Origin of the sequence: Roseateles asaccharophilus (assembly GCF_031458115.1) — a bacterium.
Classification (GTDB): domain Bacteria; phylum Pseudomonadota; class Gammaproteobacteria; order Burkholderiales; family Burkholderiaceae_C; genus Pelomonas; species Pelomonas asaccharophilus_A.
Genome location: NZ_JAVDXV010000004.1, coordinates 136,060 through 157,240, shown reverse-complemented (window position 1 = coordinate 157,240; position 21,181 = coordinate 136,060). Strand labels below are relative to the sequence as shown.

At 71.1% G+C, this 21,181-nt stretch carries 16 protein-coding genes; 5 read left to right on the top strand and 11 right to left on the bottom strand.

Annotation, left to right across the window (positions count from 1 at the left end; genetic code table 11):
• Nucleotides 1-86: 86 nt before the first annotated feature.
• Nucleotides 87-251 carry a hypothetical protein gene (locus tag J2X21_RS11615; RefSeq protein WP_310328647.1) on the bottom strand — a complete coding sequence of 55 codons (165 nt, stop codon included), beginning with the start codon at nt 249-251 and terminating at the stop codon, nt 87-89.
• A gap of 157 nt (nt 252-408) precedes the next feature.
• Here J2X21_RS11615 and J2X21_RS11610 point away from each other — a divergent pair, with 157 nt between their 5' ends.
• Nucleotides 409-3,105, top strand: coding sequence for a patatin-like phospholipase family protein (locus J2X21_RS11610; protein ID WP_310328646.1), 2,697 nt, complete (start codon nt 409-411; stop codon nt 3,103-3,105).
• On the opposite strand, the gene J2X21_RS11605 is transcribed toward J2X21_RS11610, so the two are convergent.
• The 3 genes from J2X21_RS11605 to J2X21_RS11595 all read right to left on the bottom strand — a co-directional run bounded on the left by J2X21_RS11605 (nt 3,089) and on the right by J2X21_RS11595 (nt 8,877).
• Nucleotides 3,089-5,197 carry a putative bifunctional diguanylate cyclase/phosphodiesterase gene (locus J2X21_RS11605; protein ID WP_310328645.1) on the bottom strand — a complete coding sequence of 703 codons (2,109 nt, stop codon included), beginning with the start codon at nt 5,195-5,197 and terminating at the stop codon, nt 3,089-3,091. The two genes, J2X21_RS11610 and J2X21_RS11605, sit on opposite strands and share 17 nt — an antisense overlap.
• Nucleotides 5,198-5,219: 22 nt before the next feature.
• Entirely contained in the window at nt 5,220-5,588 is a 369-nt protein-coding gene (locus tag J2X21_RS11600; protein WP_310328644.1) for a methylglyoxal synthase, read from the bottom strand.
• 100 nt (nt 5,589-5,688) lie between these two features.
• Entirely contained in the window at nt 5,689-8,877 is a 3,189-nt protein-coding gene (locus tag J2X21_RS11595) for a hypothetical protein (protein ID WP_310328642.1), read from the bottom strand.
• A gap of 129 nt (nt 8,878-9,006) precedes the next feature.
• Here J2X21_RS11595 and J2X21_RS11590 point away from each other — a divergent pair, with 129 nt between their 5' ends.
• Nucleotides 9,007-9,804 carry an isocitrate lyase/PEP mutase family protein gene (locus tag J2X21_RS11590; protein WP_310328641.1) on the top strand — a complete coding sequence of 266 codons (798 nt, stop codon included), beginning with the start codon at nt 9,007-9,009 and terminating at the stop codon, nt 9,802-9,804.
• Here the strand turns inward: J2X21_RS11590 and J2X21_RS11585 are convergent.
• The 6 genes from J2X21_RS11585 to J2X21_RS11560 form a co-directional block, all read right to left on the bottom strand.
• A complete protein-coding gene (locus J2X21_RS11585) occupies nt 9,795-10,412 on the bottom strand; it encodes a hypothetical protein (protein WP_310328639.1) in 618 nt (205 codons plus the stop codon). The genes J2X21_RS11590 and J2X21_RS11585 overlap by 10 nt on opposite strands.
• Nucleotides 10,413-10,422: 10 nt before the next feature.
• Nucleotides 10,423-11,322, bottom strand: a complete 900-nt coding sequence (locus J2X21_RS11580) for an EamA family transporter (protein WP_472978368.1) — start codon at nt 11,320-11,322, stop codon at nt 10,423-10,425.
• Entirely contained in the window at nt 11,319-12,896 is a 1,578-nt protein-coding gene (locus J2X21_RS11575; RefSeq protein WP_310328637.1) for a GNAT family N-acetyltransferase, read from the bottom strand. Before J2X21_RS11575 ends, J2X21_RS11580 begins: the two co-directional genes overlap by 4 nt.
• Nucleotides 12,897-12,910: 14 nt before the next feature.
• A complete protein-coding gene (locus tag J2X21_RS11570) occupies nt 12,911-14,032 on the bottom strand; it encodes a GGDEF domain-containing protein (protein WP_310328635.1) in 1,122 nt (373 codons plus the stop codon).
• Between the two features lie 27 nt (nt 14,033-14,059).
• Nucleotides 14,060-14,797, bottom strand: coding sequence for a metallophosphoesterase family protein (locus J2X21_RS11565; protein WP_310328634.1), 738 nt, complete (start codon nt 14,795-14,797; stop codon nt 14,060-14,062).
• 217 nt (nt 14,798-15,014) lie between these two features.
• Nucleotides 15,015-15,512 carry an Lrp/AsnC family transcriptional regulator gene (locus J2X21_RS11560; protein WP_310328633.1) on the bottom strand — a complete coding sequence of 166 codons (498 nt, stop codon included), beginning with the start codon at nt 15,510-15,512 and terminating at the stop codon, nt 15,015-15,017.
• Nucleotides 15,513-15,731: 219 nt separating this feature from the next.
• On the opposite strand from J2X21_RS11560, the gene J2X21_RS11555 reads away from it, so the two are divergent.
• A complete protein-coding gene (locus J2X21_RS11555; RefSeq protein WP_310328632.1) occupies nt 15,732-19,292 on the top strand; it encodes an indolepyruvate ferredoxin oxidoreductase family protein in 3,561 nt (1,186 codons plus the stop codon).
• Nucleotides 19,293-19,337: 45 nt separating this feature from the next.
• Here J2X21_RS11555 and J2X21_RS11550 read toward each other — a convergent pair whose 3' ends face one another.
• Nucleotides 19,338-19,847: a nuclear transport factor 2 family protein gene (locus J2X21_RS11550; protein WP_310328629.1), complete on the bottom strand. Its 510-nt coding sequence runs from the start codon at nt 19,845-19,847 to the stop codon at nt 19,338-19,340.
• Between the two features lie 136 nt (nt 19,848-19,983).
• Between J2X21_RS11550 and J2X21_RS11545 the strand changes: the two genes are divergently transcribed.
• Together J2X21_RS11545 and J2X21_RS11540 are read left to right on the top strand one after the other, a co-directional pair.
• Nucleotides 19,984-20,397, top strand: coding sequence for a hypothetical protein (locus tag J2X21_RS11545; RefSeq protein ID WP_310328627.1), 414 nt, complete (start codon nt 19,984-19,986; stop codon nt 20,395-20,397).
• Between the two features lie 100 nt (nt 20,398-20,497).
• Nucleotides 20,498-21,127, top strand: a complete 630-nt coding sequence (locus J2X21_RS11540; protein WP_310328625.1) for a PEP-CTERM sorting domain-containing protein — start codon at nt 20,498-20,500, stop codon at nt 21,125-21,127.
• Nucleotides 21,128-21,181 lie beyond the last annotated feature (54 nt).

The window sequence follows — 21,181 nt, the reverse complement described above, 5'->3', positions numbered from 1 at the left end:
GGTGGTCAGGAGTTAGCCGACAACAAAAACAAACAGGCCCCGCAGGGCCTGTGAGTGGTGAACCTTCAGGCGCGTGGCCCGAATGATCAGCCCGAATGCGGGCGCTTGCCCGGGTTCTTCTTCGAGCGGGTGTGCGCGCCGCGTTCCAGGCTGCGCAGCTGGCCGCGGGGGGCCGTGAAGGTGACGCCCTTGGGGGCGGCGGGACGGGGAGTGGCCTTGCGGTCCGCTTCGGTAACGATCTTGTTGCCCATGAGTGGCTCCAGTGAAAACTTAGCCCACAGCAGGGGCAAAACGACGAAAAACGGCGATTTTAGCGGTTGTCGCGGTCACGGCCTAGTGTCCGCAAAACTGCCGATGCGCAGTTCCCAGTGCTTGCGGAACAGTGCGCTCCAACACCAGGGAGAAGCGATGGAAGCGGCACCGGACAAAAAAAGCGCCATGCGCGAGGGCATGGATCGCTATGCGAAGGCGGTCGATACGTTCTGGTCGGGCGAGGCCGCCAAGGGCGAACTGCCCGATGAGGCCACGTTGTTGAGAGGCCGCCGCGAGGCGATGGGCCAGCCAACCGCAGGTCGGACGGAGGCGCTGGCGTTGTCGGGCGGGGGCATTCGCAGTGCGACTTTTTCGCTGGGCGTGCTGCAGGCGTTGGCAGGCCGCCGGCGCGATGCCGGATCGGTGGAGCCGCCCCGGAGCTTCAAGGAATCCATGCTGTCCCGGTTCGACTACCTGTCCACCGTCAGCGGCGGCGGGTTCATTGGCGCCTTCCTGGTGGGCTTGTTCGTCCCGGGACGGCTGCGCAAGGAGGCCAGCAGCGCAGAGAAGGCGGCCAATGACGCCCAGGCTGTGCTGGGCAGCGGGCCGCCCGGGCGCATCAGGGCAGCCGAGTGCCGGGACGAGCACCTGCGTCTGCGCGCGCCGCTGGCGTGGCTGCGCGAGAACGGCCGCTATCTGACGCCCACCGGCACCGGCGACCTGGTCTATGCAGCCGGCCTGGGATTGCGCAACTGGGTCTCGCTGCACGTGGTCATCGGCGTCGCGCTGCTGCTGGCGCTGACATTGATGGCCGTGCTGCGCAGCGCCCTGCTGGACCAACCCTGGGCCGAGGCGCTGTGCCGGCTGGAAGCGCGCTGGCTGAACGAGGCGCTGGCCGGTGCGCGCTTCAGCAAGGAGCCCGCAGACTCGATCTGGTGGAGTACGCTGTTCGTCGCGGCGCTGGCGCCGCTGGTGCTGTGGGTCCTGCCCATGGGCATCGCGTTCTGGACGACCAGCCGCACCCCCGAGGGGCTCAGCAGGCCCATCAATCGCAGCGCGGTGAGCATGGCGGCCGCGGCAGGCGTTTTCTTCTGGCTGGGCCATCACGGCACGGGCGGTTCAACGTTGTTGCAATGGATATGGTGGGCAGTGGCCGGTGTGACGGCACTGGGCGTTCTGGCGCATGTGGTGCTGGCCTGCTTTCAGCCCTTGGCGCGCTTGCAGACCGTGCAGCTGACGCGCGGGCTCGCCAGCGGATTGATCATCGCGGGTGCGCTGGTGCTGCTGGCCGTCATCGAGACGCTGGGCCATACGCTGTACCTGCTGACCGTGACCGGTCCGGCCTGGCTGCCCAGCGTGCCCGCGGCGCTGGGGGCGGCGCTGGCGTGGCTGGGCAAGAAGATCGGCGCGTCCGGCAGCGCGGGCAGCCTGCCCGGCTGGATGCAGAAGATGCCGCTGACGACGCTGGGCGGCATCGCGGGTCTGGCCGCGCTGCTGCTGATCGCGACGCTGTGGGCCTGGGTCGTGCAATGGCTGGCCTGGCAGGGCGAGGCGCCCGGCATGGCGCAGATGGTCAGCCGGGAACACCTCGTGCTGCTGCTGACCCATGCCGCGGCCTGGCTGGTGCTGGCGGTGGGGGTGGGCCAGTTCCCGGCGTTCATCAACCTGTCCAGCCTGCAGAGCTTCTATGCGGCGCGTTTGATACGCACCTACCTCGGGGTCAGCAATGGCGAGCGTTTCACCGGCGATGCCAGCCGCCTGTCCGCCGCCGAACCCATGGCGGGCGACAACCTGGCGTTCGAGACGCTGTATCAGCCGGGCCGGGACGGGGCCAAGGCACGGCTCAAGACCTGGGCGCCTTTGCACCTGGTGAATGTGACGGTCAACAAGACCGTCGACCCCGCCGAGCAGCTGGTGCAGCGCGACCGCAAGGGCCAGCCCATGGCGGTCATGCCCTACGGTTTCGCCATCGACGGATGGCGCAACCTGTTCAAGCCCGTCGGGGGCTTCGCGCCGCCCAATCCGCCCATGCACCTTGGCGAATGGGTGGGAACGTCGGGCGCGGCGTTCTCGACCGGCATCGGCCGCGAGACGACGCTGGGCATGTCGCTGCTGATGGGCGCGGCCAACGTGCGGCTGGGCGTGTGGTGGGCGTCGGGCCAGGACCACAAGGAGCCGCTGACCTGGCGCAACCGGCTGGGCCGCTGGATGGGTGCGATGTTCCGCACCCAGACCTACCTGAGCTACGAGTTCACCGCACGCTTTCATGGCCTGCGCCGGCGCTGGCAGTACCTGTCCGACGGCGGCCATTTCGAGAACACGGCGCTGTACGAGCTGCTGCGCCGCGAGCGCAACGTGGGCCTCATCGTTGCGAGCGACAACGGCGCCGACCCGGCCTACCGCTTCGACGACCTGGCCAACCTGATCCGCCTGGCGCGCATCGACCTGCGCGTGGACGTCGGCGTCGTCAGCGACTTCGGCGGCTGGGAGCATCTGCCCAAGGTGTTCGGCAGCACTGGGCAGTTCGCGGCGGACGGCGGCAAGACCAATCCCGCCGCGCTGCTGCTGAAGGTGCGTCCGCTGGACGACGAGGCCGCGGCACCCAGCTGGATCGTGCTGCTCAAGCCCAGCCCGCAGGCCGGTGCGCCGGCCGATGTGCTGCAGTACGCGAAGACGCATCCGGCCTTCCCCCAGGAACCGACGTCGGACCAGTTCTTCGACGAGGCGCAGTGGGAAAGCTACCGCGGCCTGGGCGAGTACATCGCGGGCCGCGTGCTGGCGCCCGCCGCTTGGGCCGAACTGCAGAGGTTCATGGCCGGCGAGGCGCCGCCGGCCGTCAGCCCGCCGCCTTGAGCCAGCGCTCCAGGTCCGGCAGGTCCATGGGCTTGGCCAGCAGGTAGCCCTGCAGCAGGTCGCAGCCGCAGGCCTGCACGCAGGCCAGTTCGGCCTGGTTTTCGACGCCCTCGGCCGTGACCGTCAGGCCCAGCCCCTTGCCCACGCCCACGATGGAGCGCAGCAGCGCCTGGCGGCGCGCGTCGCGGTCCACGTCCTGGATGAAGCTGCGATCGATCTTCAGCTCGTCCACCGGCAGGTGTTGCAGATAGGCCAGCGAGGACTGGCCGGTGCCGAAGTCGTCGATGGCCAGCTTCACGCCCCAGCTCTTGAGCGCATGCAGCACGGCGATGGGGTCGGCGCCGCTGGACATCAACCCGGTCTCGGTGACCTCCAGCTGCAGCTGGCTGGGGTCCACGCGGTACTCGGCCAGCAGCGCGGCCAGGCGCACCGGCAGCGACTGGTCCTGGATGTCCAGCGTCGAGATGTTGACGGCGATGCTGATGGGCGCCAGGCCCGCCGCCTCGCGCTCGGCCAGCGTGCGCACGGCGCGCGCCAGCATCCAGTCGGTCACCTGGCGGATGCGGCCGCTGCGCTCGGCGAACGGGATGAAGTCGCCCGGCGGCAGCCAGCCGCGCTGCGGATGCTGCCAGCGCACCAGCGCCTCGGCGCCGACGATGCGGCCGCTCTGCAGGCAGCGCTTGGGCTGCAGGAACTGGCGCAGCTGGTCCTGCTCGATCGCGGTGGCCAGGTCCGACAGCAGGCTCAGGTGCAGCGCACGAGAAGCCTCGGTGCTGGGGTTGTAGACGGCCACCGGCTGGCGCAGCCGCTTGGCCTCGAACATGGCCTGCTCGGCGCGGCGCAGCAGCGTCTCGGTGTCGGCCGCGTGCTCGGGCCAGTGGGCCAGGCCCAGCGACACCGACAGGTCCAGCGCCTGGCCTTGCCAGCTCAGCTTGTGCTCCACCTCGGCGCGCAGCTGCACGGCCAGCGCGGTGCCGTGCTCCAGCCTCAGCACCGGCGCCAGCGCGGCGAAGGTGCCGCCGGCCAGGCGCCCGTAGGCGGCCACGCCCTCGAACAGCGTGCTCAGCTTGGCCGCCGCGCCGCGCAGCAGCGCGTCGCCGGCGTCAAAGCCCAGCACGCTGTTGACGGCCTTCAGCCGGTCCACGTCGATGCAGATCAGCACAGCCAGCCGCTCGCCCTCGGGCAGCCCGGCCAGCAGGCGGTCGCCGTCGGCGATGAAGCGGCTGCGCTGCGGCAGGCCGGTCAGCAAGTCCACGTCGGCCAGGCGGCGCAGCTCGGCCTCGCGCTCGCCGACGGCCTCGGCCATCGTGTTCATGGCCTGCGCCATGTGGCCCAGCTCGTCGTTGGAGTCCACCTCGATGCGATGGCCGTACTGGCCCTGCGCGATCAGCTCGGCACCGTCCTCGGCGCGCTTCAGCGGCCCGACGATGGAGCGCGTGACGCCCACCGCCAGCAGCGCGCCGGCCACCAGCGCCGCCATGCACAGCGCCAGCACGCCTGTGCGGTCGGCGTCGATCTGCTCGCGCAGCTCGCGCGCCTTGGCGGTGCCGGCGCGGTCCTCGCTGGCGGCCAGCTGGTGGATGGCGCCGATGAACAGCGACAGCGCCGCCTCGGTGTCGCTGCTCAGCAGCGAGCGGGCGGAGTCGAAGTCGCCGCGCTCGATGTGCTCGCGCACGCCCTGGAAGCTGCGGCGGTAATCGTCCAGCTGCCCCTTGACCTCACCCAGCCTCTCGCTTCGCGGGCCCGGCGGCAGCACCAGCGCCAGGCGCTGCATCGCGTCGTCCAGCCGGCCGTTGGCGGCGGCGATCTCCAGGTAGGCCGCCGCCTGCAGATCGGGGTCGGGGTTCATCAGCACCAGCAGCTTGCGGGCCACGGCCTCGGCGCTGCGGTTGATCTCGTTGACCGAGTCGCGGATGGCGGCCTGTTCGTCGACGATCTGGTTGACCGCGTCCGACATGTCCTTGAGCCGGTAGACCGACAGCGCGGCCAGCGCCAGCAGCAACAGCAGCATCAGCCCGAAGGCCAGGCCCAGCCGCGTGCGGATCAGCCACCGCCGCGTCAGGCCTACGGGTGCTGCTGCCGGGGCGTTCACGGATGGCGGTACCGGCCCGTCGTCAGGCGCGGGCCCACTGCGTGAGCAGCAGCCGCGCGGTGGCGACGTTGGTGGCGCAGGGTACGTCGTGCACGTCGCAGGCGCGCACCAGCGCGTTGATGTCGGGCTCGTGCGGCTGAGGGGTCATCGGGTCGCGCAGGAAGATGACACCGTCCAGGTCGCCCACCGCCAGCCGCGCGCCGATCTGCAGGTCACCGCCCATGGGGCCACTGAGCATGCGCTCGATTTCCAGCCCGTGCGTGGCCGCCAGGCGCGCGCCGGTCGTGCCGGTGGCCATCAGCGTGCAGCGCTGCAGAAGCGGCAGGAAATCGCCGGCCAGGGCAAGCATGGCGTCCTTGCGGCCGTCGTGAGCGATCAGGGCGAGTTTCATCGGGCGGGGGCCGTGTGTAAAAGCGGCCACGTTACACGCAGTCCGGCCCGCTCAGTGCGAAAGACTGCGCGCTTTTGTCACCCGGCTAGTAACGCTCACTTCACCGTGGCTGCGTCGAGCGGAGCAACTCGTCGGCGCGCGCATCCATCGCCGCACGGGCGGCGGGCGACAGCGTCCAGCCCAGCGGCACCAGCGAGGCGTCCTGCATCTGGTCCAGCAGGCACACCGGCGCATCCGCCGTGCAGCCGCGATCGGGCGGCAGCGGTCGGCCGGCCGCCACGCGCGCCGCCAGCGCGGCCACGGGCTCACGGCCGTGGGCGCCGGTGCCGAGGTTGTTCAGCACCGTCACCGCGGGGCCGAACAGGTCCGCGAACAGCTTCAGGCGCTGCGCATCGCGGGGCGGCAGCAGATCGCGGGCATCGGATTCGGCATAGAGCTTCAGGCAGTCGGGCGGCGGCTCGCCGTGCGACTCGGCCAGCGCCTGCGGCAGGCAGCGCGTGCGCAGCTGGCCGTTGCGTATCAGCACCAGCTGCACGCGGCGGCCCGGAGCGGCGGCCTGCAGATGGGTCAGCAGGTCGGCCAGTGAGGCCGTGCCGCTGTTGTCGTGATAGCCGCCGTCCACCAGGTGGGCGGCGGCGGGCCCGGACGCCGCATGCGGCAGCGACGCCAGCGGGTTGGTGAAAGGGAAGCGGGCCGACGTGTGCGCGGCCGTCACCAGCGCCGGCGAGCGGCGCACGCGGCCGGAGGTCAGCAGGTCTTCGGCGCCGGGCAGGTCGCCGGGCCGCAGTCGCAGCGTGCCCAGCACGGCGCGGTTGCCGCTTTCCACGACGGTGCTGTTCAGCAGCAGATGGGGCTCGCCGTCGCCGGCCCGGCCCAGCGGTTCCGCCAGCCGCGGGAAGGCGCGCATCCACTCCCGCTCGAACGCCATCGCGCGGCTGCGCAGGCCGCAGCCGCTGTTGGCCTGGCACAGCAGGTCGGTGGGCAGCAGGCGCATCCAGACGTCCTCGAACAGCAGGCCGGCGAGCAGCGGCGACAGCGCGTCGAGGCCGTCGAAGCCCCGCTGCACGCAGCGCGTCATGGCCTGCTCGCCCTGCGGCTGGCTGCGCAGGCAGGCACGCCAGACGGCGATGCCCATGGAGCCGCCGGAGACGCCGCTCATCGCGACCACATCCGCCGGCCAGGCCGGTCGCGCGTCCGTGATGCCGGCCAGCACGCGCGCCGTCCAATAGGCCGCACGCACGCCGCCGCCTTCGCTGGCGACCAGCAGCAGCGGTTCGCCCGCCGGTGGCAGCGTGGCCTCGGCGGAGGGCGCGTCGGGCGGCGGCGGCATGGCACGTGCGGCCCAGGCGTCCAGGCCCGCCAGGCCGCCGCACAGCAACGCGGCGGCCAGCGCGCACAGCCCGATGCGCCAGCGGTCGGCAACGGTGTGCACCCGATCGGCCTCGACCCGCGCCAGCACGCCCAGCCGGCCCAGCAGCTCGCGCGAGCGCAACACCAGCACCAGCCAGATTACGGCGCTGACCACGGCCAGCAGCAGCAGCCCGGCCAGCGCCACGCGGCGCAGCGCGGCCAGCGTGCCGGGCACTTGCCCTGCGTCACCGATGACAAGTGCGGGCAGCGTGTGGTTGTCCGAGACCATCCCCACCAGACCGGCCGCCGCCAGCAGCAGCAAGGCCCAGGGGAAGACGGCGCGCTGCTCGGACAGGGCGATCAGCCCCAGCGGCCCCAGCCACCACACCAGCGACAAAGCCAGCACCGCCAGCGCGGCCGGGGCGGTGCCGGTGAGCGCGGGGTCCAGCAGCATCCAGCCCCGCACGCCCAGCAGCAGCGCCAGGGCCACCAGCGGTTGCCAGACCGGCAGCGCCAGCAGGCCCAGCACGCGGCCCGCGCGGCCGGTGGCTGGGGCCGCCACCGGCGCTCGTGGTTGGCCGCCGTGCGAGGGCGGCAGGCACCAGGGGTCGTGCAGCAGCGGCCGCACCGCCGCGACGGCGTTGTAGTAGTCGGACGGCCGCGGCAGCACATGCTGGCGCCGGTGCTGCATCAGCCACAGCGCGATGCCGACGATGGCGGCGGCGAACAGCGCGAGCACGATCAGCGTCCAGAACAGGCCGCCGGGGTCCCGGCTGGCGCTGGCCGCGATGACGGCGTCGCCCGCGACATTGGCGACCAGTGCGGACGCCATCAGCAGTGGCGCCAGCATCAGCAGCCGGGCCCAGGTGCGCGCCCATTCACCGGCCCAGTCGGCCACGCCGTCCAGGGCCGAGACCTCGTAGCCGCTGCGCTTGATGCGGCCGGCCAGCCGCGCCCACAGCCAGCAGGCATGCGACAGCATGGCCATGCCCAGCGCGCCGGCGAGCAGCGCCACCGGCCACCAGGCGTTGAGCGCGGGGCTGGCCAGCGCCAGCAGCACGTCGCGGCATTGGTCCAGCATCAGCGTGAACGCCGCGAACAGCGCCAGCACGGCCAGCACATAGCGGCTGCGGCCGATGATGCCCATGGCCGTCTGCCGGCAGGCGGAGCGGATCTCGGCGTCACGGTTGGCTTGCCGCGTGGGCCGGGAATCGATGTCCAGGCCGAACCACCAGCACAGCCACAGCCCCAGCGGCGGCAGCGCGGCCGCGCCCATGGCATAGGGCTTCCAATGGTGGGCGCGGCCGTCGAACAGCCCGGTGGCATCGGGCTGGCCCACCGGCAGCTGCCAGGCGGCGAGGCTGACGGCCAGCAGCGTCAAGGCCAGCGCGGCCAGCGCCAGCCGGCCGCCGGTGGCGGCCCAGCGGCGCAGCAGCCAGAAGGCCGCGGCGGCCGTCAGCAGTGCGGCCAGCCCCCAGCCGCGCGAGATGCCCAGGCGGGCCAGCCCGCCAAGGTTCTCGATGGCGTCCACGCCCCACAGCGCCAGCAGGGTCGGCAGCGCCAGCCAGCGCAGCGCGCTGATCAGCCAGTGCAGCGGCCCGACCAACTGCAGCGTGCCATGCACCTGGCGCGTCGCCCACAGCAGCGTCAGGCCGTACAGCGGCATGAACAAGGCGGTGTCGATGAGCACGTAGGCGGTCGCCGCCGGCAGGCGCGACTGGCCCTGGCGCCAGACCTCCAGCGCGGTCGCCAGCACGTCGGCGCCCTGCCAGCCCAGCCAGTCCTCGACACCGAAATGCGCCGGCAGCCGCAGCGACTGCTGCAGCGCGAACAGCAGCAGGCCGACCAGCACCATGCCGCCCGCCAGCCAGCTCAGCACCTCGACCGATCGGTTCTTCTCGGGCGGTGCGCCGCCGAGCAGGGCGTCAAGCCAGGCCATGGCAATCCTCGTGAGCCGTCCTGGTTCTGCACTCTAGGCAGCGCTGCGGCCGCGGTCATCCTCAATTCCACTGCCACGCGCTGACAGCAGGCGCAGGCAGCATGCGGACTTTCCATTCCTGAGGCCGTCATGAACTTCCGCCAGCTCCACCAAGGCCCCGACCTGTTGAAGATCGCCAATGTCTGGGACGCCGGCAGTGCGGCCCTCGTGCAGAGCCTGGACGTGCAGGCCCTGGCCACCACCAGCGCCGGCCTGGCCTGGGCGCTGGGCTATGCCGACGGCAACCACCTGCCCATCGCCGAGCACGCCGCGGCCATACGCCGCATCGCCCGCGTCGCGCGTGTGCCGCTGTCGGTCGACAGCGAGGCCGGCTACAGCGACGACCCTGCCGCGGTGGCCGCCAACGTCATGCAGCTCGTCGACGCGGGCGCCGTGGGAATCAACCTGGAGGACGGCGCGGGCGCGCCTGCGCTGCTGTGCCGCAAGATCGAAGCCATCAAGGCCGCGGCGGCTCACGCGGGCGTGGACGTCTTCATCAACGCGCGCTGCGACGTGTGGCTGCGCAACCTGGCACCAGGCCGGGCCGTGGACGAGGTGCTGCTGCGGGCGCGCGACTACGCGGCGGCCGGCGCGGACGGCCTGTTCGCCGCCGGCGTGACCGCTCCGGCCGACATCCAGGCGCTGGTGCAAGGCCAGCCGCTGCCGCTGAACGTGATGGCCCGACCCACGCTGCCGGGCCTGGCCGAACTGCGCCAGCTGGGCGTGCGCCGCTTGTCGGCCGGCAGCGCCATCGCCGAGGCGGCCTGGGGGCGTGCCGCGCGGGCGGCGGCGGGTTTCCTGGCCGCGGGCGGCGGCGCGGAGCTGTTCGACGGCGCAACGCCCTATCCGCAGATCAACGGCGCGTTGGCCGCCGTGGCTCAGTACTGAATGGAGACGCGCAACTGCAGCTCACGCTCCGGCCGGCCGGCCGCATCGCGGCTGCTGACGGTGCCGCGTGGTGCCGGCGCCGTGCTGCCACCCACGCGAGCGGCGGCCTGCCAGCGGTTCATGGGCAGGCTCAGCGTGGATTGGTAGGCGTTGCCCGCGTCCTCGACATCGAAGGTCACCCGTACCGGCGCGTCGCCGCCGGCCCAGGTCGGCGTGACCATGAAGCTCTGCGCGACCTGCCGCTCCTGCGGCCGCGGGTTCGCGTAGATGCGGCGTGTGGCGCCGGCAGGGTTCAGCTCGACGGTGGTCTCCACCCACTGCAGCGGTTCGCGCGACGTCAGCCGCGCGCTGGCGCGCTCGCCGTTCTGCACCAGCAGGCGCTGGGTGGGCACCGAGACCGCCGGCACGGTGGACGTCACGACCCCCGGTCCGCGTGGCGACACGGTGCCCGCCGTGCCGACGACCACCGCACCATCGCGCACGCCGGCCTGGGCCGACGGCGGCAGCGCGCTGTCCACCCAGCGCAGCTCCACCAGCAGTTGAACGGCCGGCGGCGCGGCGCATGCCAGTGCAGGCAGCAGCAGGGACAGCAGGAACAGACGCTTCATGGTTGCGAGCTTAGCCCTGGCGCGTCTTGTCGCGCGTCGGCAAAAGCCGGGGGCCGAACAGGTTGATCGCCAGACCGGCCATCACCAGCGCGGCGGCACTGAGCTTCCAGGCGGGCAGCGCTTCGGCCAGCAGCAGCGCAGAGGCGCCCATGCCGAACACCGGCACCAGCAGCGCCATGGGAACGATGCGCGCCGCCGGGTGGCGGGCCAGCAGCCAGGCCCAGCAGCCATAGCCGAACAGCGTGTTGGCAAAGCTCTGCCACAGCACGGCGGCCCAGGTGCCGGTGTCGGCTGCGGCCAGCGCGATGGTGATGCGATCCGGGCCGTCCACCAGCAGCGCCAGCACCAGCAGCGGCGGCACCCCGAAAGCGCTGCTCCAGACGACGTAGGCCAGCATGTTCACGCTGCCCGCGCGCTTGCCGACGATGTTGCCGCAGGCCCAGCTGAATGCCGCGGCCAGCACCATGGCCAGCCCCAGCGGCGTGGTCGTGCCGTCGGTGTGCATGACGATGACGGCGATGCCGGCCACCGCCAGCGCCAGGCCCAGCCCCTGCGATGGCAGCACGCGCTCGCGGGCCAGCCAGACGGCCAGGCCCAGCGTGAAGAACACCTGCGTCTGGATGACCAGCGAGGCCAGGCCCGGCGAGATCTCGCTGCGCATGGCCAGGTACAGCAGCCCGAACTGGCCCATGCCGACGAACAGCCCGTAGCCGGCGAGGTTGCGCCAGCCCACGGCCGGGCGCGGCAGGAAGAAGCAGGCCGGCACGAACGCGATGGCGAAGCGCAGCACCGCCAGCGTCATCGGCGGCAGCACGGCCAGCGCGTACTTGATGACGACGAAGTTGCTGCCCCAGATGGCCACCACGGCCAGCGCCAGCAACAGGTGCCGCAACGGCAGGGCGGTGCTCATTCCATCGCGCCCGCGTAGCGCCGCAGCAGCGCCGGCAGCACCTCCACCGCAGCCGGCCGCCACGCGCCCATCAGGCAGACCTGCACCCAGTTGCGCTCGCGCAGGTAGGCGCTCTGCCATGCAATGCGGCAGCCCACGCGGGCCAGCCGGTTGCCCAGGCGCTCGCTGGAGATGCCGGCCGGCAGCGCCAGCGTGATGACGCCGGGCTGGGCGTGCGGCGCCGACACCAGCGCGGGCAGGCCCAGTGCCGCGAAGGCGTCGCGCAGCTGCGCATCGGCCGCCTGCGTGGCCTGCCAGTGCGCCGGCCAATCGAGGTTCAGCGCCGCCTCCAGCGCGGCGACGGCGTTGGAGCTTTGCGTGGACGCGACGCCGCCCGCGGCGGCGATGCCGGCCAGGTCCAGCGCGGCCGGCAGCGTGCCGGCGGGCGCGAGGTGGCCGTCGTGCAGCACCAGCGCGAGGCCGGGATAGCTGCCCAGCGCCTTGCCGCTGACGCTGCTGGCCAGCCAGACGCCGCGCACGTCCAGCGGCTGCAGGCCCAGCGCGCTGACGGCGTCCAGGCACAGCGCCGCGCCAACCTCGGCGCAGGCGTCGCGCAGCAGGTCGATGTCGTGGCGCGCGCCGGTGGAGGTTTCGCAGGCGGTGGCCCAGACCCAGGCCGGACGCTGCTCCGCCAGCACGGCGCGCAGCCTCTGTGCGGCCAGCGCTTCGCCCCAGCCCAGCGCCAGCGTCCGGTGCGGCAACCGCCAGCGCCGCGCATGGTCGGCCAAGCGCTCACCGAACTCGCCGCTGGTGATGACCAGGCCAGCGCCGCCACGCCGTGCGATCTGCGCCGCGACCGCATCGTTGGCCAGCGTGCCGCCACCGGGCAGCAGCAGCGCGTCGGCGCAGCCGGTCAGCGCACACAGCCGCTCACGCACGCGACCCACGCGGCGCAGGTGCTCGCTGGAGCGGTGCGACACCGGCGCCGCGCACCAGGCCGCGCGCACGGCGGCCGACAGCGGCACCGGCCCCGGCAGGAAGGACGCCGCCTCGTCGCCGGCGCTCAACTCCAGGTGGGCCACGCGCTCGGCGTAGTCCGGCAGGCGCAGCCACATCGGCTGGTAGACGGCGTCGCCGCTGCCCACGCGCGGGCCGAAGGGTTGGAAGCCCAGGTGCGCGTAGAGCTTCAGTTCGCGCGTGGTGCCGGAGATCAGCGCCAGGTCGCAGCCCTGGTCGCGGAACTCGCGGCCCAGCACGCCGGCCAGCTTGGCGAACACGCTGGCCTTGCGCCAGTCGGGGGCCACGGCCAGCAGCCGCACCTCCATCGCATGCTGGTGGGCGGGCAGGAGGGCGTCCAGGCCGGCCAGCTTGGCATCCAGCGAGAACGGGCGCCGCGCGCGGCCCGCGATCATGCCGACCAGCTGCTCGCCTTCCAGCGCGATGGCGTAGGTGTTCTCGTCGTGGAAGCGGTCCACCAGCCGGCGCTGCGGGTTGGGCGGGTGCTGCGGGATCTCCTCGACGAAGGTCCGGTAGTTGAGCTGGTGGATGGCCTCGAACTCGGCGGCGGTGGTGGCGATCTTGTAGACCAGGGTCATGGCTAGATTCTGTGTCAGCTCGGTGGATCGGTTCGCACGCGGTTGCGGCCGGCCGCCTTGGCGTCATACAGCAGCCGGTCGGCGCGCTCCAGCGTCTGGGTCAGCGTGTCGCCGCGGTTGTGGCCCGTCAGGCCGATGGAGACGGTGATGGCGATGGCGCCGCCCTCGCCGGCGTCGACCCGCAGCGCCGCGATCTGCTGGCGCAGCCGCTCCATGCCGGCGACCGCTGGCGGCATGGCGGTGTCGGGCAGCAGCACGAGGAACTCCTCGCCACCCCAGCGGGCCAGCACGTCGGTGGCGCGCAGCGCGGCCTGGCCGGCTTGGGCAAAGGCCCGCAGCACCGCGTCGCCGGCCGCATGGCCGTGCTGGTCGTTGATGCGCTTGAAGTGGTCCAGGTCGACGACAGCGATGCAGAAGTCGTGGTGATGGCGCAGCGAGCGCAGCAGCTCCTGGTCCATCAGCGCCTGCATCTGGCGGCGGTTGGGCAGGCCGGTCAACTCGTCGCGCGTGGCGATGGCCTGCAGCTGGGCCAAGGCGCGGGCCAGTTCCTCGCGCTGTTGCGCCAGGCGGTGGCGGATGCGGCTGAGCCGCGCGGTCAGCATCGCGACGGCGGGCAGCATGCAGGCCAGCACCAGGAAGTGGATGACCTCGAACGCGGGCGGGTACACCGCCGGCTGCAGCCGGGCCATCGTGGCCATCACGGCGCCGAACACGACCAGCGCGAACAGCGCCAGCCCGTAGGCGCTGCGGGCGCGCAGCTGGAACATGCCGAACATCAGGATCAGCGTGACCACCGGGAACACGCCGCCGCGCAGCGGCCCGACCTGGGCGTAGGCCAGCGCCGCGGCGCTGAGCGCGAAGCCGATCTGCAGGCTGGTCAGCGACGGGTCGCGAAACCGCAGCGACCAGCCGCTGCGTATGGCCGCGTAGACGGCCGCCATGCCGCCCACCGCATAGGCCGTCCACAGCCACGCGAGGGCGCGGCTGCCGCCGGTCAGGCCGATGGCGTGGTGCAGCAGCACGGCGCTGAAAGCCAGCAGCGCCATCGCCAGCGAGGTCTGCCGCAGACGCAGGCGCTGGGCGGGGTCGTCGCCCAGCCAGAGCTTGCCGAGACGTCGGAGTTGCGACATCGCCATGGCCGCAAGCCTAACGCGATGGCGCCCTCAGCCGATGTAACCGGTCAGCAGCGCGCGTTCCCATTCCGGCCGGCCGTTGCGCCGGGCCAGCGCGGCCATCGCGCGGTGGTCGTAGGGCAGCGCATTCAGGCTGCCGTGCCAGGTGTTGCCGGTGCGCTCGACGATGGCGTAGTTCGCGTCGGGCGTGCCGCGCTCCACGACGTAGCGCTCGGGCTCGTCGTCCACATAGGCCTGCAGGCCCACGCTGCCGGGGTTGACGAGCAGCTGGCCGGCGGGCGTGCGCAGCAGGCGCGGGAGGTGGCTGTGGCCGCAGGCCACCAGCGCGCTGGCTTGGCCGTCCAGGCGCTCGGCGATCTCGGCGGCGGTGGCCAGGCGCAACCGGCCGTCGTGCGGCGTCTCGAGGAAGTGCTCGCAGTCGCTGCGCGGTGTGCCGTGGCACAGGAAGACATCGGGCGCCCATTGCTGCGCCGGCTGCAGCGCGCGCAGCCAGTCCAGCTCGGCGGCGCCCAGTTCGGCGCGCGCGTGGCCGTCCGACGCACCGCCCAGCTCGGGCGTCCACTCCAGGATCTGGCGCTCGTGGTTGCCGGCCAGCACGGTCCAGCCCGAGGCCATCAGCCACTGCGCGGTGTCGCGCGGCAACAGCGGGCCGGACAGGTTGTCGCCCAGGCACAGCACGGCGTCCACGCCGCGGCGGCGGATGTCGGCGGCAATGGCTTCGAGTGCGGGCAGGTTGCCGTGGATGTCGGAGACGAGGGCGAGTCGCATGGTGTTTGCTTTCAGGTATTGCGGGCCGAGCGCCGGGCCGCTCCCAAGCCGGCCCGCGTTGGGTGATGTGCTTGCGGCTCAATGCCGCACGCATCGCCGTCCCCGCGGGGGCTGAGGCCGGACACAGGGCGTCCAGTGGACGGCCTGTGCCTGCCGAAGCTCTGCGACCAATGGCCGCAGAGCGGTCCCGGCCAAGGTACTCCTTGGACGAGGGGTTTCATCCCTTGAGATGGCCCAGCGGCAGCGCGCCACCCGCCTTGACCTCGCCCAGCGAGAAGCTGGTGTGGATGTCCTTCACGTTGGGCAGCTTCAGCAGCGTGTTGATGGAGAAGCGCGAGAAGGCGTCGAGGTCGGTGGCCATGACCTGCAGTTCGAAGGTGCCGGCGCCGGAGATGTAGTGGCAGGCGATGACCTCGGGCAGCTGGCGGATCTCGTCCTCCAGCGCCTTGGTGGCCGATGCGGCGCTGCGCTCGGTGTCCACGCGCACGAAGGCCAGCACGCCCAGGCCGATGCGGCGCCGGTCCAGCTCGGCGCGGTAGCCGGTGATGTAGCCCTGCTCCTCCAGCCACTTGACGCGCCGCCAGGTCGGCGCGGTGGACAGGCCGATGCGCTGGGCCAGCTCGGCATTGGACTGGCGGGCGTCGCGCTGCAGCTCGGCCAGGATGGCGATGTGATAGCGGTCCAGCGCGTCGGCGCCGGTGGGTTCGATGCTCATGGTTTGCCCTGGGTTGGCTGTTCTCGATATGAATTGTTCTTCAAAACGGGTTCTAAGAAACGATCTTGCCGTGTGGTGACAAACAGAGCGCAAAAGAGAAAGCATCCCGCGCCCCGCTTTTCCTACACTGGCCGCTCAGGCCAAGTTGGACCACACTGGCCGTAGCCCACGCGCCGCCTCACAAGGGCGGCCGCGTCAGCCAACCAGGAGCCCTACCGCATGAACGCCCCGCTACCCGAGCACATCCTGAAGTCGCTTCAGACGGTCACGCTCGATGACAAGTACGCCCTGGATTCGGGCCGCGCCTTCATGAGCGGCGTGCAGGCGCTGGTGCGGTTGCCCATGCTGCAACGCACGCGCGACGCGATGGCCGGGCTGAACACGGCCGGCTTCATCAGCGGCTACCGCGGCTCGCCGCTGGGCACTTACGACCAGGCGCTGTGGCAGGCCAAGAAGCACCTGGCCAAGCAGAACATCGTGTTCCAGCCGGGTGTCAACGAGGAGCTGGGTGCGACCGCCGTGTGGGGCACGCAGCAGCTGGACCTGTTCCCCGAGAAGGCCAGGTTCGACGGCGTGTTCGGCCTCTGGTACGGCAAGGGCCCGGGCGTGGACCGCTGCATCGACGTGTTCAAGCACGCCAACATGGCCGGCACCAGCAAGCACGGCGGCGTCATCGCCATCGCCGGTGACGACCACATCGCCAAGAGCTCCACCGCGGCGCACCAGAGCGACCATGTGTTCAAGGCGGTCGGCTTCCCGACCTTCTTCCCGAGCAGCGTGCAGGACATCCTGGACATGGGCCTGCATGCGTTCGCGATGAGCCGCTTCTCCGGCCTGTGGGCCGGCATGAAGACCATCCAGGAGATCGTCGAGTCGTCGGCCTCGGTCAGCGTGGACCCGGACCGCGTCAACATCATCCTGCCCGAGGACTTCGTCGTGCCCGACGGCGGCCTGCACATCCGCTGGCCCGACCCGCCGCTGGAGCAGGAGTCGCGGATGATGAACTTCAAGTGGTACGCCGCGCTGGCCTACATCCGCGCCAACCGGCTGAACTACAACGTGCTGGAAGGTCCCAGCGACCGCTTCGGCATCATCACCAGCGGCAAGGCCTTCAACGACACGCGCCAGGCGCTGCACGACCTGGGCCTGGACGATGACACCTGCCGCCGCATAGGCATCCGGCTGCACAAGGTCAACGTCGTGTGGCCGCTCGAAGCCCAGGTGGCGCGCGAGTTCGCGCGTGGCCTGCAGGAGATCCTCGTCGTCGAGGAAAAGCGCCAGATCATCGAGTACCAGGTCAAGGAAGAGCTCTACAACTGGCGCTCCGACGTGCGGCCCAACGTGCTCGGCAAGTTCGACGCCGGTGACGGCGGCGAAGGCGGCGAGTGGAGCGTGCCCAACCCCAGCGACCACTGGCTGCTGCGCCCGCAGGCCGACCTGACGCCGGCCATCATCGCCCGCGCCATCGCCAAGCGGCTGAAGAAGCTGGGCGTGGACAGCGACATCCGCGCCCGCCTGGATGCGCGCCTCGCCGTCATCGACGCCAAGGAAGCCTCGCTGAAGGCCGAGGAAAAGACGGCCGGCGGCGCCGACCGCACGCCGTGGTTCTGCTCAGGCTGCCCGCACAACACGTCCACCCGCGTGCCGGATGGCTCGCGCGCGGTGGGTGGCATCGGCTGCCACTACATGGTCACGTGGATGCCGGGCCGCAACACGGCCACCTTCACGCAGATGGGCGGCGAGGGCGTGCCCTGGGTGGGCCAGGCGCCGTTCACCGACGAGAAGCACATCTTCTCCAACCTCGGCGACGGCACCTACTTCCACAGCGGCAGCCTGGCCATCCGCCAGAGCATCGCCGCCGGTGTGAACATCACCTACAAGATCCTCTACAACGACGCCGTCGCGATGACCGGCGGCCAGACCGTGGGCGAGCGCCCCGAGGGCCACACCGTCCTCCAGATCATGAACAGCGTGATCTCGGAAGGCGTGAAGAAGCTGGTCATCGTCACCGACGACCCGGCCAAGTACGAAGGCGTGGCGCTGGCGCCCGGCGTGACGGTGCACCACCGCGACGAGCTGGACGACATCCAGCGCCAGTTCCGCGAGATCCCCGGCACCACGGCCATCATCTACGACCAGACCTGCGCGACCGAAAAGCGCCGCCGCCGCAAGCGCGGCAAGATGGTGGATCCGGCCAAGCGCGTCGTCATCAACGAGCTGGTCTGTGAAGGCTGCGGCGACTGCTCCATCCAGTCCAACTGCCTCAGCGTGGAGCCGTTGGAAACGGACTTCGGCCGCAAGCGCCAGATCAACCAGAACACCTGCAACAAGGACTACTCCTGCGTGAAAGGCTTCTGCCCCAGCTTCGTCACCGTCGAGGGCGGCGAGCTGAAGAAGCCCAAGAAGGAAGGCCGCAAGAGCCCGTTCGATGCGGCGCTGCCACAGCTGCCGCTGCCAGTGATCCCGAATGCCGACGAGGCCTGGGGCATCGTCGTCGGCGGCGTGGGCGGCACGGGCGTCATCACCATCGGCCAGCTGCTGGGCATGGCGGCGCACCTGGAAGGCAAGGGCGTCATCACGCAGGACGCCGCAGGCCTGGCGCAGAAGGGCGGTGCGACCTGGAGCCACATCCAGATCGCCAACACGCCCGAGGCGATCTACTGCACGAAGGTGGGCACGGCCGAGGCCGACCTGGTCATCGCCTGCGATGCCATCGTGGCCGCCAACAAGGCCACGCTGGCCGTCATGCGCGAAGGCCGCACCTATGTCGCGCTGAACACGCACGGCTCGCCGACGGCCACGCTGGTCAACGACGCCAACTGGAGCTTCCCCGGCGCGGCCTGCGAGCAGGCGGTGGGCAAGGCGGTGGGGCGGGACCACCTGGGCGCCTTCGACGCCGAGGAAGTGGCCGTCAAGCTGATCGGCGACTCGCTCTACACCAACCCGCTGATGCTGGGCTATGCATGGCAGCGCGGCCGCATCCCGCTGAGCTATGACGCGCTGATGCGTGCCATCGAGCTGAACGGCGTGCAGATCGACAACAACAAGGCCGCCTTCGAATGGGGCCGCCGCTGCGCGCACGACCTGAAGGCCGTGCAGGCGCTGTATGCGGCGCAGGCCGTCATCCAGCTGGTCAAGCGCCAGAGCCTTGACGAGATCGTCACCAAGCGCGTGGACTTCCTGACCGGCTACCAGAACGCCACCTACGCGGCCGACTACAAGGCTTTTGTGGACAAGGTGCGCGCCGCCGAAGCGCAGCTGGGCGGCAAGACCACGCTGACCGAGGCCGTGGCGCGCTACCTGTTCAAGCTGATGGCTTACAAGGACGAGTACGAGGTCGCCCGCCTGCACACCGGCATGGGCTTCGACCAGAAGATCGCCGGCATGTTCGAGGGCGACTACAAGGTCGTGCACCACCTGGCGCCGCCGCTGCTGGCCAAGAAGAACGCCAAGGGCGAGCTGGTGAAGCGCCCGTTCGGCGGCTGGATCCGCCCGGCCTTCGGCCTGCTGGCCAAGATGAAGGGCCTGCGCGGCACGGCTTTCGACATCTTTGGCCACACGGCAGAGCGCAAGATGGAGCGCGCGCTGATTGGCGACTACCGCGCCAGCATCGACGCCATCCTCGCCAAGGGCCTGACGGCCGAGCGCCTGGCGCTGGCCGCCGACATCGCGCGCATCCCCGAAGAGATCCGCGGCTACGGCCATGTGAAGGAGCGCCATGTGCACGCCGCCCGCGCCAAGTGGGACGGCTTGATGGCGCAGTGGAAGGCACTGGCCTGACGGCCCGCCGCATGCCGGTTACGGGCCGGCGTGCGGTGACGTCGCTCAGAGCTTCAGGGTGGTGTGCTGCAGGATGATCAGCCAGCGCCCGTCGAAGCGCTGGTAGACAAAGCTGTAGCGCGCGGCCCTGGCCTGGGTCTGGCCGCCGACCTGCTCGCTGAACTCGTACTCGCCGGAGCGCACGGCCGTCTCGCCGAACAGCTGCACATTGCCGATCCGCCAGCGCATGCGCGCGGTGGCCCGCTCGGCCATCTGGTCGAAGTACAGCGGCAGCGACTCGCCGGACAACGGCACGGCCGAGTACTCGTCGTCGGTGATCAGCGCGCCCGGCGCATAGAGCGGCCGCAGGCGTTGCGGGTCCCGGCTGTTGTAGGCCTCCTGCCAGTCCTCCAGCGCCTTCATCAGCTCGTTGACGCAACTGCTGGCGGGATCGTCGCAGCGCAGCGGCGCCGACACGTGCAACCGGGGCCGCATCGAGCAGCCGCTGCCGGCCAGCAACAGCAGCAGGCACGCCAGCGCGGCGGCGGGCCGGCGCGCCTTGTTGATGATCTTCATGTCGGTCTCCCTGTCTTGTCGCGGGATTGAACAACGGCTCGCGCACCGCCACATCCGCGGGAACGCCAATGATGCAGGCCGCACTGCAAGGCGCGGGACATGGTGCGACGGCCTGGCCTCCCCTACAGTGGCGGCCATGCGCAGACGTCTTGCCCTGCCCCTGAGCCTGCTGCTCGGATGGCTGCAGCCGATGGCCCATGCCGAGGCCTTGCTGCTGCGATTGGCGGCGCAGACCGGCCTCCCGCACAAGTACAACGTGGGCGGCGAGGGGCAGCCGGGGTTCTGCCTCGAGTACATCCAGGCGCTGTCGCAGGTCGATCCCGGTCTGAGGTGCAGCGGCCTCGACGACATGCTGCCCACGCTGCGCATCGAGCAGGAGCTGGCGGCCGGGCGTGTGGAGGTGTTCTTCGGCATGCTGAAGACGCCCGAGCGCGAGGCCGCATCGTCGCCGCCATGTGGGTGCTGGAGGTCAACGGCACCGCGGCCCGCCTGCGGGCGGCCTACAACCTGCGTTGACGAACAATTGAAACCGAGCCTGAAACGCGGCTGAATCTGCCCGTTTCAAGAATGCCATCACGGGCCGCAGGCCCCGTGGCCGGTGCTCCTGTCGAGGGGCGGTCACCACCGCACAACCCCTTCAGGAGAACACCATGCAAGCTCGTCTTTCCCGCTTCCTTCAATCCGGCCTCGCCGCCTTCGCGGCCGCCGCCGCGCTGCTGTCGGCAGCGCCCGCCCAGGCCGGGTTGGTCTCGTTCGACTACACCGGCCGGGCCACCAGCGGCGCGACCGTGAAGGGCACGTTCGGCTGGGACACCGACGCGCCCACCATGCCGGGCACCATCGGCGATGGCGGCGTCGTCCTCGCGCTGTACTACCTGGGAGGCGGCTTCGTGACCGGCCAGGTGAGCGGAGGCGTGCTGGATGGCCAGAACTTTGCCGAGCATGACGTGACCTGGCTGCTCAACGACCGTGATGCGACGACCGGTGCGCAAGACAGCCTCTGGACGACCTCGTCGCCGCTGAAGGTCTTGCTGACCGATGCGGACGGGCTTGCCTTGTCCAGCCTGGCTCTGCCGACGACGCTGGATTTGTCGGACTGGACCTATGACGCCCGCGTGCGCATGAGCGACACGGTGAATGAAGAAGACTTCAACCTGCTCAGCATCCGGCTCAGCGCATCGCCGACCGATCCGCATGACCTGCCGGAGCCCGGCTCGCTGGCCCTGCTGTTGCTGGCCGGCGCTAGCGGCCTGGTTGCACGGCGCTTCGCGGCACGTTGAGGCTGGGTGGCGAAGCAGCCATCCCTGACGGAGAAAGCCTGAGCGGGCGCCGGG

Excerpts from the sequence above, each read along its gene's own strand:
- J2X21_RS11615 (WP_310328647.1), bottom strand. The coding sequence starts at position 251 with ATGGGCAACAAGATCGTTACCGAAGCGGACCGCAAGGCCACTCCCCGT.
- J2X21_RS11610 (WP_310328646.1), top strand. The coding sequence starts at position 409 with ATGGAAGCGGCACCGGACAAAAAAAGCGCCATGCGCGAGGGCATGGAT.
- J2X21_RS11600 (WP_310328644.1), bottom strand. The coding sequence starts at position 5,588 with ATGAAACTCGCCCTGATCGCTCACGACGGCCGCAAGGACGCCATGCTT.
- J2X21_RS11595 (WP_310328642.1), bottom strand. The coding sequence starts at position 8,877 with ATGGCCTGGCTTGACGCCCTGCTCGGCGGCGCACCGCCCGAGAAGAAC.
- J2X21_RS11590 (WP_310328641.1), top strand. The coding sequence starts at position 9,007 with ATGAACTTCCGCCAGCTCCACCAAGGCCCCGACCTGTTGAAGATCGCC.
- J2X21_RS11585 (WP_310328639.1), bottom strand. The coding sequence starts at position 10,412 with ATGAAGCGTCTGTTCCTGCTGTCCCTGCTGCTGCCTGCACTGGCATGC.
- J2X21_RS11580 (WP_472978368.1), bottom strand. The coding sequence starts at position 11,322 with ATGAGCACCGCCCTGCCGTTGCGGCACCTGTTGCTGGCGCTGGCCGTG.
- J2X21_RS11575 (WP_310328637.1), bottom strand. The coding sequence starts at position 12,896 with ATGACCCTGGTCTACAAGATCGCCACCACCGCCGCCGAGTTCGAGGCC.
- J2X21_RS11570 (WP_310328635.1), bottom strand. The coding sequence starts at position 14,032 with ATGGCGATGTCGCAACTCCGACGTCTCGGCAAGCTCTGGCTGGGCGAC.
- J2X21_RS11565 (WP_310328634.1), bottom strand. The coding sequence starts at position 14,797 with ATGCGACTCGCCCTCGTCTCCGACATCCACGGCAACCTGCCCGCACTC.
- J2X21_RS11560 (WP_310328633.1), bottom strand. The coding sequence starts at position 15,512 with ATGAGCATCGAACCCACCGGCGCCGACGCGCTGGACCGCTATCACATC.
- J2X21_RS11555 (WP_310328632.1), top strand. The coding sequence starts at position 15,732 with ATGAACGCCCCGCTACCCGAGCACATCCTGAAGTCGCTTCAGACGGTC.
- J2X21_RS11550 (WP_310328629.1), bottom strand. The coding sequence starts at position 19,847 with ATGAAGATCATCAACAAGGCGCGCCGGCCCGCCGCCGCGCTGGCGTGC.
- J2X21_RS11545 (WP_310328627.1), top strand. The coding sequence starts at position 19,984 with ATGCGCAGACGTCTTGCCCTGCCCCTGAGCCTGCTGCTCGGATGGCTG.
- J2X21_RS11540 (WP_310328625.1), top strand. The coding sequence starts at position 20,498 with ATGCAAGCTCGTCTTTCCCGCTTCCTTCAATCCGGCCTCGCCGCCTTC.